The sequence below is a fragment of the Kocuria sp. KD4 genome, from assembly GCF_011769905.1.
Classification (GTDB): domain Bacteria; phylum Actinomycetota; class Actinomycetes; order Actinomycetales; family Micrococcaceae; genus Kocuria; species Kocuria marina.
Genome location: NZ_CP050449.1, coordinates 1,804,819 through 1,819,036, shown reverse-complemented (window position 1 = coordinate 1,819,036; position 14,218 = coordinate 1,804,819). Strand labels below are relative to the sequence as shown.

General features: G+C 69.3%; 13 protein-coding genes. 7 read left to right on the top strand and 6 right to left on the bottom strand.

Annotation, left to right across the window (positions count from 1 at the left end; all coding sequences use genetic code 11):
* Window positions 1–21: 21 nt before the first annotated feature.
* The 4 genes from HBK84_RS08160 to HBK84_RS08145 all read right to left on the bottom strand — a co-directional run bounded on the left by HBK84_RS08160 (window position 22) and on the right by HBK84_RS08145 (window position 4,428).
* Window positions 22–1,161: a bifunctional 2-methylcitrate synthase/citrate synthase gene (locus tag HBK84_RS08160; protein WP_085105869.1), complete on the bottom strand. Its 1,140-nt coding sequence runs from the start codon at window positions 1,159–1,161 to the stop codon at window positions 22–24.
* Between the two features lie 83 nt (window positions 1,162–1,244).
* Entirely contained in the window at window positions 1,245–2,156 is a 912-nt protein-coding gene (prpB, locus tag HBK84_RS08155; protein ID WP_167318625.1) for a methylisocitrate lyase, read from the bottom strand.
* A gap of 2 nt (window positions 2,157–2,158) precedes the next feature.
* A complete protein-coding gene (locus HBK84_RS08150) occupies window positions 2,159–3,691 on the bottom strand; it encodes an MmgE/PrpD family protein (protein ID WP_098055189.1) in 1,533 nt (510 codons plus the stop codon).
* Between the two features lie 77 nt (window positions 3,692–3,768).
* The gene (locus tag HBK84_RS08145; protein WP_167318624.1) at window positions 3,769–4,428 is read right to left on the bottom strand and encodes a GntR family transcriptional regulator; all 660 of its coding nucleotides are present in this window, start codon (window positions 4,426–4,428) and stop codon (window positions 3,769–3,771) included.
* Between the two features lie 179 nt (window positions 4,429–4,607).
* Here HBK84_RS08145 and HBK84_RS08140 point away from each other — a divergent pair, with 179 nt between their 5' ends.
* The 3 genes from HBK84_RS08140 to HBK84_RS08130 all read left to right on the top strand — a co-directional run bounded on the left by HBK84_RS08140 (window position 4,608) and on the right by HBK84_RS08130 (window position 7,273).
* Window positions 4,608–6,530, top strand: coding sequence for a propionyl-CoA synthetase (locus HBK84_RS08140; protein WP_167318623.1), 1,923 nt, complete (start codon window positions 4,608–4,610; stop codon window positions 6,528–6,530).
* Window positions 6,531–6,718: 188 nt separating this feature from the next.
* Entirely contained in the window at window positions 6,719–6,856 is a 138-nt protein-coding gene (locus HBK84_RS08135) for a hypothetical protein (protein WP_167317863.1), read from the top strand.
* A 39-nt stretch (window positions 6,857–6,895) separates the two neighbouring features.
* Window positions 6,896–7,273, top strand: a complete 378-nt coding sequence (locus tag HBK84_RS08130; protein WP_167318622.1) for a DUF418 domain-containing protein — start codon at window positions 6,896–6,898, stop codon at window positions 7,271–7,273.
* 165 nt (window positions 7,274–7,438) lie between these two features.
* Here the strand turns inward: HBK84_RS08130 and HBK84_RS08125 are convergent, their stop codons facing one another.
* Window positions 7,439–8,137, bottom strand: a complete 699-nt coding sequence (locus tag HBK84_RS08125; RefSeq protein WP_167318621.1) for a response regulator — start codon at window positions 8,135–8,137, stop codon at window positions 7,439–7,441.
* Window positions 8,134–9,852, bottom strand: a complete 1,719-nt coding sequence (locus HBK84_RS08120) for an ATP-binding protein (protein WP_167318620.1) — start codon at window positions 9,850–9,852, stop codon at window positions 8,134–8,136. Before HBK84_RS08120 ends, HBK84_RS08125 begins: the two co-directional genes overlap by 4 nt.
* A 172-nt stretch (window positions 9,853–10,024) precedes the next feature.
* Here HBK84_RS08120 and HBK84_RS08115 point away from each other — a divergent pair, with 172 nt between their 5' ends.
* From HBK84_RS08115 to HBK84_RS08100, 4 genes are all read left to right on the top strand, one after another.
* Entirely contained in the window at window positions 10,025–11,455 is a 1,431-nt protein-coding gene (locus tag HBK84_RS08115) for a cation:dicarboxylate symporter family transporter (protein WP_167318619.1), read from the top strand.
* 176 nt (window positions 11,456–11,631) lie between these two features.
* A complete protein-coding gene (locus tag HBK84_RS08110; RefSeq protein WP_064847382.1) occupies window positions 11,632–12,519 on the top strand; it encodes a ParA family protein in 888 nt (295 codons plus the stop codon).
* A 106-nt stretch (window positions 12,520–12,625) separates the two neighbouring features.
* A complete protein-coding gene (locus tag HBK84_RS08105; RefSeq protein ID WP_370520636.1) occupies window positions 12,626–13,450 on the top strand; it encodes a ScpA family protein in 825 nt (274 codons plus the stop codon).
* A 48-nt stretch (window positions 13,451–13,498) separates the two neighbouring features.
* A complete protein-coding gene (locus HBK84_RS08100) occupies window positions 13,499–14,212 on the top strand; it encodes an SMC-Scp complex subunit ScpB (protein WP_370520519.1) in 714 nt (237 codons plus the stop codon).
* Window positions 14,213–14,218: the final 6 nt, after the last annotated feature.

Genomic DNA, 14,218 nt, shown 5'->3' with positions numbered 1-14,218 from the left:
GGCCGTCGTGGTGTCCCAAGCTCAGGACAGGTGACGCTCGTCCGGGCCGCTGTAGTCCGAGAGCGGGCGGATCAGCGAGTTGTTTGCGCGCTGCTCCATGATGTGCGCGGTCCAGCCCACGATCCGCGCGGCCACGAAGATGGGCGTGAACGCGGGGATGTCGAACCCCATGAGCCAGTACGTGGGGCCCGCGGGGTAGTCCAGGTTGGGCTTGATGGACTTGGCCTCGTCCATGGACTTGGCCAGACCGTTGTAGAGCCCAAGGACCTCGGGCCGGTCGTAGTGCTCGAGCATGCGGAACAGGGCGTCCTGCATGGTGGGCACGCGCGAGTCACCGTGCTTGTACACGCGGTGGCCGAAGCCCATGACCTTCTTCTTCTCCGCGAGCGCCTGGTCCATCCACTCCTTGGCGCGCTTCTCCGCTTCCTCGGCGGATTCGTCCTTGCGGATCCCGAGCTCCTCGAACGTGTGCATCACGGCCTCGTTGGCACCGCCGTGCAGGGGGCCCTTGAGGGCGCCGATGGCCCCGGTCACTGCCGAGTGCAGGTCCGCGAGCGTGGAGGTGATCACGCGCGCCGTGAAGGTGGAAGCGTTGAACGAGTGTTCCGCGTACAGGATGATCGACACCCGGAACGCGTCCACGACCTCCGGGGCGGGTTCCTCGCCGAAGGCCATCCAGAGGAAGTTCTGGGAGTAATCGAGGTCCTCGCGGGGGTCCACGAGGTCCTGGCCGTGACGGCGGCGCTGGTCGTAGCACACCACGGCGGGCATGACGGCGAACAGTTCCTGGGCCTTGCGCAGCTCCGCCTCGGGGGAGTTGTCCTCTGCGTGCGGGTGCTGCGCGCCGATCACCGAGGCGGCGGTGCGGCACACGTCCATGGGGTGGCACGTGGTGGGCAGCTCGTCGATGACGCGCTTGAGCTCGGGCGTCAGCGCGCGGTGGGAACGCTCCAGCTTGTGGAACGCGGTGAGCTCGTCCTCGGACGGCAGCTCGCCGTTCCACAACAGCAGCGCCACCTGTTCCGCGGAACAGTTCTGCGCGAGTTCCTGCACCGGGTAGCCCCGGTAGAGCAGCGAGTTGGTCTCTGCATTGACCTTGGACACGGCGGTGGTGTCAGCCACCACCCCGGCGAGTCCTTTGTGGATCTCGGTATCGGCCACGGTGATCTCCTTCGACGATCGGGCTCGTGCACGGACTGAGTGTTCCCACCACACCACACTTGGCGTGGTGGGAACAGAGGGGTTCAGGCGTCCGGGGTCCCGGGGACCTCGAAATTGAACACCCCGGAATCGAACTGGTTGTACCCGTTGTAGTCCACGAGTTCGTACAGCCGCTTACGGGTGAGCATGTTCTCTACCTGCGCCTGCTGGGTGCCGTCCTCCCGGATGGTGGTGAGCAGGCGTTCCATGGCGCCGAGGGCCTGGCGCTGCAGGGACACGGGGTAGATGATCATGGACACCCCTGCACCGTGCAGTTGCTGCGTGGTGAACAGCTGGGACTTGCCGAATTCGGTCATGTTGGCCAGGATCGGCACGTCCAGGGCCTCAGCCATGCGCTCGAACTCCGAGAGGTCCGCCATGGCCTCGGGGAAGATCACGTCCGCGCCGGCGTCGGCGAGGGCCTTGGCCCGGTCGATCGCGGCATCCAGTCCGTCCACACCGCGCAGGTCCGTGCGGGCCATGACCACGAAGTTCGGGTCCCGGCGGGCTTCCACGGCGGCCTTGATCCGCTTGGTGGCCGTGGCGGTGTCCACCACGTTCTTCCCGTCCAGGTGGCCGCAGCGCTTGGGATTGAACTGGTCCTCGATGTGGCAACCGGCCAGGCCGGCGTCCTCGAGTTCCTGGACGGTGCGGGCAACGTTCATGGGCTCACCGAATCCGGTGTCCGCGTCCACGAGGCACGGCAGGTCCGTGCTGCGCGCGATCTGACCGGCGCGCGTGGCCACCTCGGTCAGGGTCGTGAGACCGATGTCCGGCAGGCCCAGTTCGTTGGCGAGCACGCCGCCGGAGATGTAGACGCCCTCGAAGCCCTGCTCTTGGATGAGCTTGGTGGACAGGGGCGTGAACGCTCCGGGGAAACGGGCGATCTCCGGGGCCGCGAGCAGTTCGCGGAACCGTTCGCGCTTCTCGGCGGGGGTCACGGTGGTGTACAGCATGATCAGAAGATTCCCTTCGCTGAGGTCTCCAGCTCCACGGCGGCCGTGATGTTCAGCTGCCCGAGCTCCCCGGCACCCAGTTCGGGGACGCGCTGGACCGCGTCCAGGAACCGCTCGATCTCCTCCGGGGCCACGATGCCCTCGGCCAGGGTACGGAACTTGGTGATGTACTGCTCCCGCGCGAACGGGCGGGCACCGAGCGGGTGGGCGTCCGCCACGGCGATCTGGTCCGTGATCACGGTGCCGTCCGTGAGGGTGATCTCCACGGAACCGCCGAACGCCTTCTCGGAGATGTCCAGGGAGTGGTATCGGCGGGTCCACTCCGGGTCCTCCTGCGTGGTGACCTTGTGCCACAGCTCCACGGTGTCCTGGCGGCCCGCACGCTCGGGGGCGTAGGAGTCCACGTGGTGCCACGCGCCGTCCTGCAGGGCCACGGTGAAGATGTACGGGATCGAGTGGTCAAGGGTCTCACGCGACGCCGTGGGATCGTACTTCTGGGGGTCGTTGGCCCCGGAACCGATCACGTAGTGGGTGTGGTGGGAGGACTTGATGAGCACCGAGGCCACGTTGGCGGGGTCGGTGACCTCCGGGTGCTCGCGGTGCAGCTTGCGCGCCAGGTCGATCCACGCCTGGGCCTGGTACTCCGCCGAGTGCTCCTTGGTGTACGTGTCCAGGATCGCGCGCTTGGGCTCACCCGGGGCCGGCAGGGGCACCGTGTAGCGGGCCTCCGGGCCCGAGAGCAGCCACGCGATCACGCCGTCCTCGCCCTCGTAGATGGGGGTCGGGGAGGTCTGCCCGCGCATCGCGCGGTCCACGGCCTCGACCGCCATCTTCCCGGCGAACGCGGGCGCGTGGGCCTTCCACGTGGAGATCTCGCCCTTGCGGGACTGCCGGGTCTGGGTGGTCGTGTGCAGTGCCTGACCGATCGCCTGGAAGATGGTCTCGGTGTCCAGGCCGAGCAGCGTGCCGATGCCCGCGGCGGCGGACGGACCGATGTGCGCAATGTGGTCGATCTTGTGCTCGTGCAGGCACATGCCCTTGACCAGGTCCACCTGGATCTCGTACCCGGTGGCGATCGCGCGCACGAGGTCCTCGCCCGAGCTGCCCACGTGCTGGGCCACCGCCAGGATGGGCGGGATGTTGTCCCCGGGGTGGGAGTACTCCGCGGCCAGGAACGTGTCGTGGTAGTCCAGCTCGCGCACGGCCACGCCGTTGGCCCACGCGGCCCACTCTGGGGAGACCGCGGCGTCGTCGTCCGGGGCGCCGTAGAGCAGCGCGCCGGTGCCCGAGAAACCGCCGCCGTCGACGACCCGGTGGCACAGGGCCTGCGAGCGCGCGGAGACGATGGGCCCGCGGTTGAGGGAGGCCACGGCCACGGACGCGTTGTCGATGATCCGGTTGATGACCATGTCCACGACCTCGGGCTCCACGGCCACCGGGTCGGTCGCGACGCTCGCGAGCTTGTGGGCGAGCTGCTCCTCGCGGGGCAGTTCCTCCTTGGACGAGTATGTGCGCACGGTGTGTTCGACGGTCACGGGCGTTCCTTTCGCTGCGAGGTGTCTCTGGGATGTCTCCGCGGGCTTGCGGATGGTTCGTGGGGCGTACGCCCCGGTCAGGAGGCCTCCGGGCGGGCCCGCGCGAGCGCGGGGGAGCCGAGGGCCTTGCTCAGGGCGTTCTTCAGGTGCACGCGCGTGGTCGCGACGGCCAGGGGTGCGTCCCCGTGCGCGATCGCGCGGGCGATCGCCTCGTGTTCGGCGGCCGCGGCGGCCAGCCGCTGCGGATCGGAGGTGGCGAGCCGGCGCACGCGGGCAAGGTGCAGACGCACGTTCTCGAGGGCCTGTTGCAGGTAGGGGTTGCCCGCGGCGGCGTCGATCTGTTCGTCCATGCGGTCCACGAGATCGTAGTACGCGGGGTGGTCGGGGTCGTCCGAGAGCCGCTCCGCCGCGTGGGACAGTTCGTCCGCGAGCGCTCGGAACGTCTCTGGGTCGCCGCGCTGGGCAGCGAGTTCGGCGGCCCGGCAGTCGAGCGTGTCGCGCAATTCGTAGAGGGCGCGCACGTCGTCCGCGGACAGGGCGCTGACGACGACGCCGCGGCCGTTGTGCGGCTCGGTGAGCCCGTCCGCGGTGAGCCGGGACAGCGCTTCGCGCACGGGGGTGCGGGAGATGCCGAGCCGTTCGGAGAGGTCCACTTCGCCCAGGACCTGCCCGGGGACCAGGCGCCACGACACGATGTCCGCGCGCAGTTCGCGGTAGGCACGCTCACCCGCTCGCATGGCTCCTCCTGAAGATCGAAAGTTCTTTCAGTGTATACACGAGCCCGTCATGCGCCAAGAGTTTTCCGGGACTGAAGAGGAAGTTACGCGGCGTGTGTATACAAAACTCTTGTTTTGTGTGATCAGGGACACTATCCTGGTGGCACCGATCCTCACCACGACCACCCGCGGAGGAAGCCATGTCCGAGGCCACGTACGCATCCGTCTACCGTTCCAGCGTGGGGGACCCCGAGCGGTTCTGGCTCGACGCCGCCGACGCCGTGGACTGGGTGAGCCCACCCACCCGCGCACTCGACGACTCCGCCGCACCCCTCTACCGGTGGTTCCCGGACGGGGAGCTCAACACGTGCGTCAACGCCGTGGACCGTCACGTGGCCGCGGGGCACGGGGAACGCACGGCATTGATCTACGACTCTGCCGTGCTGGACACCCAGGAACACATCACGTACGCGCAGTTGCAGGAGCGCGTGGCCCGCTTCGCCGGCGCGCTCGCCGCCCAGGGTGTGACCAAGGGGGACCGGGTGCTGCTCTACATGCCCATGATCGCGGAGTCCCTGATCGCGATGCTCGCGTGCGCGCGACTGGGTGCGGTGCACTCCGTCGTGTTCGGGGGTTTCGCCCCCAAGGAACTGGCGAGCCGGATCGACGACTCCGCCCCGGTGGTCGTCGTCACCGCGTCCGGTGGCGTGGAGCCCAAGCGCCGGATCGAGTACCTGCCCGCGATCGAGGAGGCTCTGCAGTTGAGCGACCACGCGCCGTCGGCGGTGCTCGTGCACGAACGGGACGGTTTCGTCACGACCGTGGCCCAGGCGCGCGAGCGGGCCGGCGACGGCGGGCCCGCGTGGCTGTCGTGGACCGAGGCGCAGGACGGCGTGACGCCCGCGGAGCCCGTGACGGTCAAGGCCACCGACCCGCTCTACATCCTCTACACCTCCGGCACCACGGGCACCCCCAAGGGCGTGGTGCGGGACAACGGCGGGCACGCGGTGGCCCTGAGCTGGTCCATGCGCAACATCTACGACATCGGCGCCGGGGACGTGATGTGGACCGCCTCGGACGTGGGATGGGTCGTGGGCCACTCCTACATCGTCTACGGGCCCCTGTTGGCCGGCGCGACCACCGTGGTCTACGAGGGCAAGCCCGTGGGCACCCCGGACGCCGGGGCCTTCTGGAAGCGCGTGGCCGAGCACGGGGTCAAGGTGCTGTTCACCGCCCCCACGGCGCTGCGCGCGATCCGCAAGGCCGATCCGCAGGGGGACCTCGTGCGCGACTACGACATCTCCTCGCTGCAGACGCTGTTCGTGGCCGGTGAGCGACTGGACCCGGAGACCCACCGCTGGGCCTCGGACGTGCTCGGGGTGCCCGTGGTGGACCACTGGTGGCAGACCGAGACCGGGTGGGCCATCTGCGCCAACCCCTTCGGGATCGAGAAGCTGCCAATAGTGTCGGGCTCGCCCACGGTCCCCGTGCCCGGGTTCAACGTGGAGATCCTCGACCCCGTGGGTGAGCCGTTGGGCCCGGGGGAAGAGGGCAACATCGCAGTGCGGCTGCCCCTGCCGCCGGGCACCCTGGTGACCCTGTGGCGCAACGACGAGCGGTTCGTGTCCTCCTACCTCTCGGCGTTCCCGGGCTACTACGCCACGGGGGACTCGGGCTACATCGATGAGAACGGGTACGTGTTCGTGATGGGCCGCACCGACGACGTCATCAACGTCTCCGGGCACCGGTTGTCCACGGGGCACATGGAGCAGGTCGTGGCAACCCACCCGGACGTGGCCGAGTGCGCGGTGATCGGTGTGAACGATCCCCTCAAGGGTCAGCGCCCCAGCGGGTATGTGGTGCTCAAGACCGGATCGGACATCGAACCCCAGAAGCTGCGCGAGGACCTCGTGGGCATGGTGCGTTCGCAGATAGGGCCCGTGGCGGACTTCAAGGACGTGGCCGTGGTGGACGCCCTGCCCAAGACCCGCTCGGGGAAGATCCTGCGCAAGACCATGCGTCAGATGGCGGACGGGGAGAAGTACACGGTGCCCTCGACCATCGAGGACGATTCCGTACTTGAGGCGCTGCACGCCGTGCTGGCACCGCGCGAGCAGGGGTAGCGGCTCGCGCGGACCGACAGGATCCGCGCGGGCACTCCGCAGTCGCGTAGACACTCTGACTCCTCACAAACACTCCCCGTCCGTGCGGTCAAGGATCACTCGCGGGGTGTTGCCACCCGCCGTCCGGTGACTCGGCAGGTGCGGTGGACGGGGCCCAGGCCCTCGCCCTGAGTACGAGCAGACGGCTCGTGGCTCTGGAAGTCCTGCGCGGCCTGGCGCTCCTGGGCACCCTGTTGACCAACATCTGGCTCTTCTCGAGCTCGTCCGTAAGCAGTCTCGCGGCCCTGGTGGTCGCGGCGGTGCTGGCCACGACTCCCCAGGCCTAGAAGATCTGGCTCTGGATCGGCCTGGCGCTGCACGCCGTGATGATCACGGTGCTCACCCTGCTGCCGGGCCAGTCCTCGAGCCGTTCGTCCATCGGCGCCGGCGATCCTGGGCGCCGTCGGCAACGGCGGCGGTGGGCTGCGCAACACCGAGTCGTACGGGGGATGGTCGCGGAAGGCCTGGAGACCTTCGTGGCCGTGCGCACCGGGCTGAGCTGGGTGGGTCGGATGGCCATGACGTGTTACGTGCTGCAGAACCTGATCTTCTCGGTGATCTTCTACGACTTCGGTCTGGGACTGGTCGGCAAGCTGCCCGCGGAATGGAACGCGTGGGGCACGCTCGCGGTGTACGTGGGTGTCGCCTTGTTCCTGGTGTTCGGCTCCGGCCTGAGGCTGCGCCGTTTCTCGCGGGGCCCCTGAAGATGCTGATGCACCGCGCGCACCGCGGGCTCGTGGCCAGGGTCCACGTCCCGCTCGCACGACGACGCCGCGAGCGCCGTCGTGCCCGCGCGGAAAGCAGCGCCGTGACCTCCGAGTAGTCCCCCCCACGATCGATCGATCACCGTACGGGTGGCGCCGCTGAGTTCAGCGGCGCCACCCGTATTCCAGTTCGGGGCGCCCGGGTGTGCCGTGGCGCGCCCGCCGGTCCACGGAACCCGCCGCGCACAGGTGCTCGAGGTAACGCCGCGCGGTCACGCGGGCCAGCCCCAGTTCACGGGCAAGCTCACCCGCGGAGTGGTAGTCGGGGGCCTCCCGCAGGAAGCCGGCGACCGCTTCAAGGGTGTCGGGAGCGAGACCCTTGGGCGGCGCGGGAGCGGGGCGAGCAACCAGGGCAGCGAAGATCCGGTCGAGCTCCGCTTGCTCGATCGCGGCGTCGTCCGGCGTGGCCGCCGCGAGCACCCGGTGGTAGGCGGCGTAGGCCTCGAGCTTGCGCCGCAGCTCGTCGAACGTGAACGGTTTCACGAGGTAGCCCACCACCCCCACCGCGGTGGCGTCCCGCACCGTGGCCACGTCCCGGTGTGCGGTGACGATCAGCAGGTCCACGGCCGCGCGCTGTGCTCGCAGGGCCCGGGCCACCTCGAGCCCGGAGATGTCCGGGAGCGTGAGGTCCAGCAGTACGAGGTCCACCGGGGTCGACGACGCCGCCCGCTCCCGCACCGCGCGCACGGCCGCCGTGCCGTTGCGCGCGACCCCTGCCACCTCGAATCCCGCGCAGCGGGCCACGTACTCGGCATGCGCGGACGCCGTCAGGGCTTCGTCGTCCACCACGAGCACGCGGATCATCGGTTCTCCTTTCGATCGAGGGCGGGGTGCTGCGCGGGGATGTCCACCGAGAACACGGCGCCCGCCTCGTGGGACACCGTGAGTTCGGTACCCCAGCCCTCCACCGCCCGGCGCACGACGTCCAGGCCCACCCCGCGGGGTGCGTCCGTGGCGGGCTTGGTGGTGACCCCGGGGTCGAAGAGCCGCTCCCGCACGTCCGGTCGGATGCCGGGCCCGTTGTCAGCGACCGTGAGGTGCACGAACCGCCCGTCTCGGGACGGGACGAGTTCCACCTCCACGGTGGGCGGTTCGTCGTCCGGACGTTCATCCCGTTCGACATCGCTGACCGCATCCACGGCATTGTCGACGAGGTTGCCGAGGACGCTCACGAGCTCGGACGGGTCCACGGCGAGCGGTGGCACCCGCTCGTGGGTCACGACCACGAGTTCCACGCCGCGTTCGTGGGCCGTGGCGGTCTTACCCGCGAGCAATGCCGCGACGTACGGGTCCTCGATCTCTCGGGCGGTCACACCCAATCGCACTGACCCCTCGAGGGTCGAAGCCGCGAAGTCCCGGGCCTGGGGGTAGCGCTCGAGTTCGAGCAGCGAGACCACGGTGTGCATCCGGTTGGCGTGCTCGTGGGTCTGGGCGCGCAGCCCGGCGGCCATCGTGCGCACGGTGTCCAGCTCGCCGGACATCCTGCTCAGCTCCGTCTGGTCCTGGACCATCAGCACACGCAGCCCGGAGTCCTCCGAGACCCGGGTGCACGAGGCCACCAGGGTGCGTCCCGCCACGGTGCAGCGTTCGTCCGTGAACGTGTCCGCCCGGGCGAGCAGCTCGGCTACGGCCGGGGGCACGGGCTCGGCGGCGGGGCGGCGTCGTCGTCGGGCGATCCCGCGTGGACCCGAGAGACCGCGACCGCGTCGTGGGCTCCCGGGGCCGGAGCGGGCGTTGTCGTACGGCTCGAAGCGGGTGTCCTCCGGCGAGGAGCCGCGCTGCTCGCCGGGGGTGACGCCGAGCAGCTCACCGGCGCGCGTGTTGCTCAGCACCGGGCGGTCGGCGGGGTCCAGCAGCACGAGCCCTTCCCGTGCGCGGGACAGCACCGCGCGATTGAGCGCGAGACCGCGCACGAGAGATTCGGGGGAGCGCCCGTCCGTGACGCGGTTGAGGTAGCGCGCCACCAGGACGCAGACCACCGAGGCCGCCGCGAGCAGCGCACCCACGATCAGGGCGAGTCCTGGCAGCTCGTGGCGGCTCTCCGCGGCGATCCGGTTCACGAGCACCCCCGAGGACACGAGTCCGATGATGGTTCCATCCCGGTCTCGCACGGGCGCGATCGTGCGCACGGAGGGACCCAGCCGACCCACCTCGGTCGCGGTGTGCACCTCGCTGTGCAGCGCCTGCGAACGGTCGCCCAGGTACTGCTGACCCACGAGGCCCTCGTCGTGGTGGGTGATCCGGGTGCCGTCCGGGGTCATGATCGTGATGAAGTCCACCGCGGTGTCCCGTTCGAGAGTGCTCGTCAGCTCCTGCAACCTCGGGTGGGGGTCGGAGGAGAGCAGTGTGTCCCGCACGAACGGATCGTCCACGAGTGTTCCCGTGGCCACCCGCGTGACCGCCTGGGCCTGCTCCGTGACCCGGGTGTGGGTCTGCCACACCATCACACCGGCTACCACGAGCGAGATGACCACCACGAGCCCCAACTGCAGGGCGAGGAAACGGCGGGCGAGGGACATGGCGGCTCCGAGCGAATGGTGCGGGTCGTACGGGCGGGCAGCGGGAGGTCCGCGGCGGGCACTGTGATCCCGGTCATGAACGATATGACCACAACGCGACGCGGGCGCGGATGGTGCGTGAGGCTGGTCACCATTCCACCACCGAACCACCTCCGACCCGTCAGGAGACACCATGTCAGACACGCGCGTCCGGGGCAGCGTCCCCGGGGGAGCCCGCGCCGCGGGCGGCGGTCCGCGGAAGAAGGACCGTACCCACTACCTCTACATCTTCGTGATCGCCGGCGTGGTGCTCGGCGCGCTGATTGGGTTGTTGTTCCCGGACGTCGGTGTGGCGCTGAAGCCGCTCGGCACGGGGTTCATCGCCCTGATTAAGATGATGATCGCGCCGGTGATCTTCTGCACGATCGTGCTCGGGGTGGGGTCCATCGCCCATGCCGCCACGGTGGGCAAGGTGGGTGGGCTCGCGCTGACCTACTTCATCGTGATGTCCACGTTCGCGCTCGCGATCGGTCTGGTGGTCGGCAACATCGTCCAGCCCGGATCCGGACTGGACCTGGCCAACGCGCACTACGACTCCTCGGGGCTGGCCTCCGGGGGAGACCACTCGGCCGAGGGCGGTGCCGTGGGCTTCGTGCTGGGCATCGTCCCCACCACGCTGTTCTCCGCCCTGACCTCCGGGAACATCCTGCAGACCCTGCTGGTCGCGCTGCTCGTGGGCTTCGCACTGCAGGCCATGGGGGAGTCCGGCAAGCCCGTGCTCAAGGCCGTAACCTACATCCAGGCGGTCGTGTTCCGGCTGCTCATGATGGTCATGTGGCTCGCACCCATCGGTGCGCTCGGGGCGATCGCCGCGGTGGTCGGTGCCACCGGCATGAAAGCCATCGTGTCCATGATTGGGCTCATGCTCGCGTTCTACGTCACGTGCATCCTGTTCATCGTGGTGGTCCTGGGGTTGATCCTCAAGCTCGTCTCCGGGGTCAACATCTTCTCGCTCATGAGGTACCTGGCCCGCGAGTACCTGCTGATCTTCTCCACGTCCTCCTCCGAGGCGGCCCTGCCGCGGTTGATCGCCAAGATGGAGCACCTGGGTGTGTCCAAGCCGGTCGTGGGTGTGGTGGTGCCCACGGGTTACTCGTTCAACCTGGACGGCACCGCGATCTACCTGACCATGGGTGCGCTGTTCGTCGCGGACGCCATGGGCAAGCCGCTGGCGCTGGGGGAGCAGATCACGCTGCTGCTGTTCATGATCATCGCGTCCAAGGGTGCGGCCGGTGTCTCCGGCGCGGGCATCGCCACACTGGCCGCCGGCCTGCAGTCCCACCGCCCGGACCTCGTGGACGGCGTGGGGTTGATCGTGGGGATCGACCGCTTCATGTCCGAGGCCCGCGCCCTGACCAACTTCTCCGGTAACGCGGTGGCCACCCTGGTGCTGGGCACGTGGGTCAAGCAGGTGGACAAGGACCGGGTGCGCCGGGTGCTCTCGGGTGCCGAGCCCTTCGACGAGGAATCCCTCACGGTGGACCCGCACGGCTCCCCGACCGCCCCGGAGCAGGCCCTCGAGGGACATCCGGAATCCCGGCCCGTGACCCCGCGGGAGCACTGACTCCCCAGGTCACGCCGCCGAGACCCCGTACCGGGCCCCGCCGTCACCGCGGTGGGGCCCGGTGCATGTCCACGTTCGTGCGGGGGAGCGCAGCTGGTACCGGTCGGGTGCACCCCCGGGCGGTAGGGTAGGGCGTTGAGACTTGAACGGACGCCCAGGAAGGAAGGCTGTCGCCCGTGAGCAACGCCAGTGATGAGACGCCCCAGCAGAACCCGGCGTCGGACGCCGTAGGCCCCACCGGCCGCCCCGTGCGGACCTTCCCGGACCCGCCTGAGCTCACGGAACACGGCCCCGCCCGCATCATCGCGATGGTCAACCAGAAGGGCGGGGTGGGTAAGACCACGTCCACGATCAACCTGGGGGCCGCGCTCGCCGAGCTGGGGCGCAAGGTGCTGCTCGTGGACTTCGACCCGCAGGGCGCGCTGTCCGCGGGCTTCGGGTCCAACCCCCACGAGCTGGACCTGACCATCTACAACGTCATGATGGACCGTTCCGTGGACGTGTGGGACGTGGTGCAGCAGACCCATGTGGAGAACGTGGACCTGTTGCCCGCCAACATCGACCTCTCCGCCGCGGAGGTCCAGCTCGTGACCGAGGTGGCCCGCGAGCAGGTGCTCGCGTCCGCGCTGCGCAAGGTCGAGGACTACTACGACGTCATCCTGATCGACTGCCAGCCGTCCCTGGGGCTGCTCACGGTCAACGCGCTCACGGCCTCCCACGGCGTGATCATCCCGCTGATCTGCGAGTTCTTCGCGCTGCGCGCGGTCGCACTGCTCGTGGATTCGATCTCCAAGGTCCAGGAGCGGATCAACCCCAAGCTGCAGATCGACGGCGTGCTGGCCACCATGTTCGACTCCCGCACCCTGCACTCGCGCGAGGTCATCGCGCGCATCGTGGACGCGTTCGGGGACAAGGTCTTCGACACCGTCATCAAGCGCACCGTGAAGTTCCCGGACGCCACCGTGGCCGCGGAGCCGATCCTCAACTTCGCGAGCAACCACCCCGGTGCCGAGTCCTACCGTCAGCTCGCGCGCGAGCTGATCTCGCGCGGCGGGGCGCCGTGATCCCCACGCACTCGTGAGCACCGTCGAGCTCGAGGCGAACGCGGCGTCGGGTGGGTCCTCCGGCGAGCCGTCGGACGCGCCGTCCGGGGCGGCCGCGGGCTTCACCGTGGCGCTCGAGAACTTCCAGGGTCCGTTCGACGTCCTGCTGTCCCTGATCGCCAAGCACGAGATGGACATCACCCAGGTGTCCCTGTCCGCGGTCACGGACGAGTTCATCCAGTACGTGCGAGAGTTGCAGGAGATCGCCTCGCCCAAGGCGCTCGACGAGGCGAGCGAGTTCCTCGTGGTCGCGGCCACCCTGTTGGATCTCAAGGCGGCGCGCTTGTTGCCGCGCGGCGAGGTCGAGGACGAGTACGACGTCGAAGTGCTCGAAGCGCGCGACCTGCTGTTCGCACGCCTGCTGCAGTACAAGGCGTTCAAGGAGGTCGCGGGGCAGCTCAACGCGCGCTTCGCCGCGGAGTCCGTGCGGATCCCGCGCCACGTGGACCTGGACCCCGCGGTCGCCACGGCCCTGCCGCCGCTCATGTGGACGCTCACACCCGATCAGCTCGCGCACCTGGCCGTCGTGGCGCTGGACCCCGAGCGGCACGTCCCGGAAGAGGTCGACGTCGCTCACCTCCACGGCGCGCGGGTGCGGGTCGCAGACGAAGCCGAGACGATCGCCGAGGCGCTGCGGGACGGCGAGGAACATACGTTCCGGTCGCTGATCGCGGACGCGACGTCCACGCTCGTCATCGTCGTGAGGTTCCTGGCCCTGCTCGAGATGTACCGAGACCGGGTGGTGCGCGTGCGCCAGGACGAGGTGCTCGGACCCCTGCTCGTGCGCTGGGACGGCTCCGACGACTGGACCGCCGAGTCCCTGAGCAGCGAGTACACGGGCGCGGAGGCGGATCCGGCGGCGAGCGCCGGGGAGCAAAACCTGGGAGAATGATTCCCGCACAGGATCGGTGTGAACCGTACCGAAGGAGATGATGAGCGCGTGGCGGAACCCAGCCCCGCACGACCCCCCAATGTCGACATCGTCGACACCCACGACTCGGAACAGCCCACAGGGCTCGACGACGCGCAGTTGTATTCGGCCCTGGAGGCCGTGCTCATGGTGGCCGCGGCCCCCGTGCAGCTCGAGGAGTTCGCGCGCGTCACGGGCGAGCCCGTGCACCGGGTACGCAGCGCCTTGGAACACCTCAAGGCCGACTACGACGGCGTGATCGGAAACACCCCGGCGCACTCACCACGGGACGGCGCCGCCGGATATGATGGACGGTCGGCCTCCCGTGACGACGCGGTGCCCGCCGCCCGCGTGCGTGGTTTCGAACTGCGCGAAGTGGCCGGCGGGTGGCGAATCTACTCCCGCAGCGAGCATGCGCAGCTCGTCACGGACTTCGTGGTGGAGGGCAGCAGCTCGCGGTTGTCGCAGGCCGCCCTGGAGACCCTGGCCGTGGTGGCCTACCTGCAACCGGTCTCCCGTTCCCGCGTCTCGGCGATCCGCGGCGTGAACGTGGACGGCGTGGTACGCACCCTGGTGCAGCGCGGGCTGCTTACGGCCCACGAGCGCGAGGAGGCCACGGGCTCCGTCCTGTACTCCACCACCCCGCTCTTCCTGGAAAAACTCGGTCTCGGCTCGCTGGACGAGCTCCCGGACATCGCACCCCTGCTGCCGGGAACCGACCAACTTGACGACATAGAGGACTGATCGACG

Bases quoted from the DNA above. Each gene is read 5' to 3' on its own strand.
- prpB (WP_167318625.1), bottom strand. From the start codon at position 2,156: ATGCTGTACACCACCGTGACCCCCGCCGAGAAGCGCGAACGGTTCCGC.
- HBK84_RS08120 (WP_167318620.1), bottom strand. From the start codon at position 9,852: ATGTCCCTCGCCCGCCGTTTCCTCGCCCTGCAGTTGGGGCTCGTGGTG.
- HBK84_RS08125 (WP_167318621.1), bottom strand. From the start codon at position 8,137: ATGATCCGCGTGCTCGTGGTGGACGACGAAGCCCTGACGGCGTCCGCG.
- HBK84_RS08115 (WP_167318619.1), top strand. From the start codon at position 10,025: ATGTCAGACACGCGCGTCCGGGGCAGCGTCCCCGGGGGAGCCCGCGCC.
- HBK84_RS08140 (WP_167318623.1), top strand. From the start codon at position 4,608: ATGTCCGAGGCCACGTACGCATCCGTCTACCGTTCCAGCGTGGGGGAC.
- HBK84_RS08130 (WP_167318622.1), top strand. From the start codon at position 6,896: ATGATCACGGTGCTCACCCTGCTGCCGGGCCAGTCCTCGAGCCGTTCG.
- HBK84_RS08145 (WP_167318624.1), bottom strand. From the start codon at position 4,428: ATGCGAGCGGGTGAGCGTGCCTACCGCGAACTGCGCGCGGACATCGTG.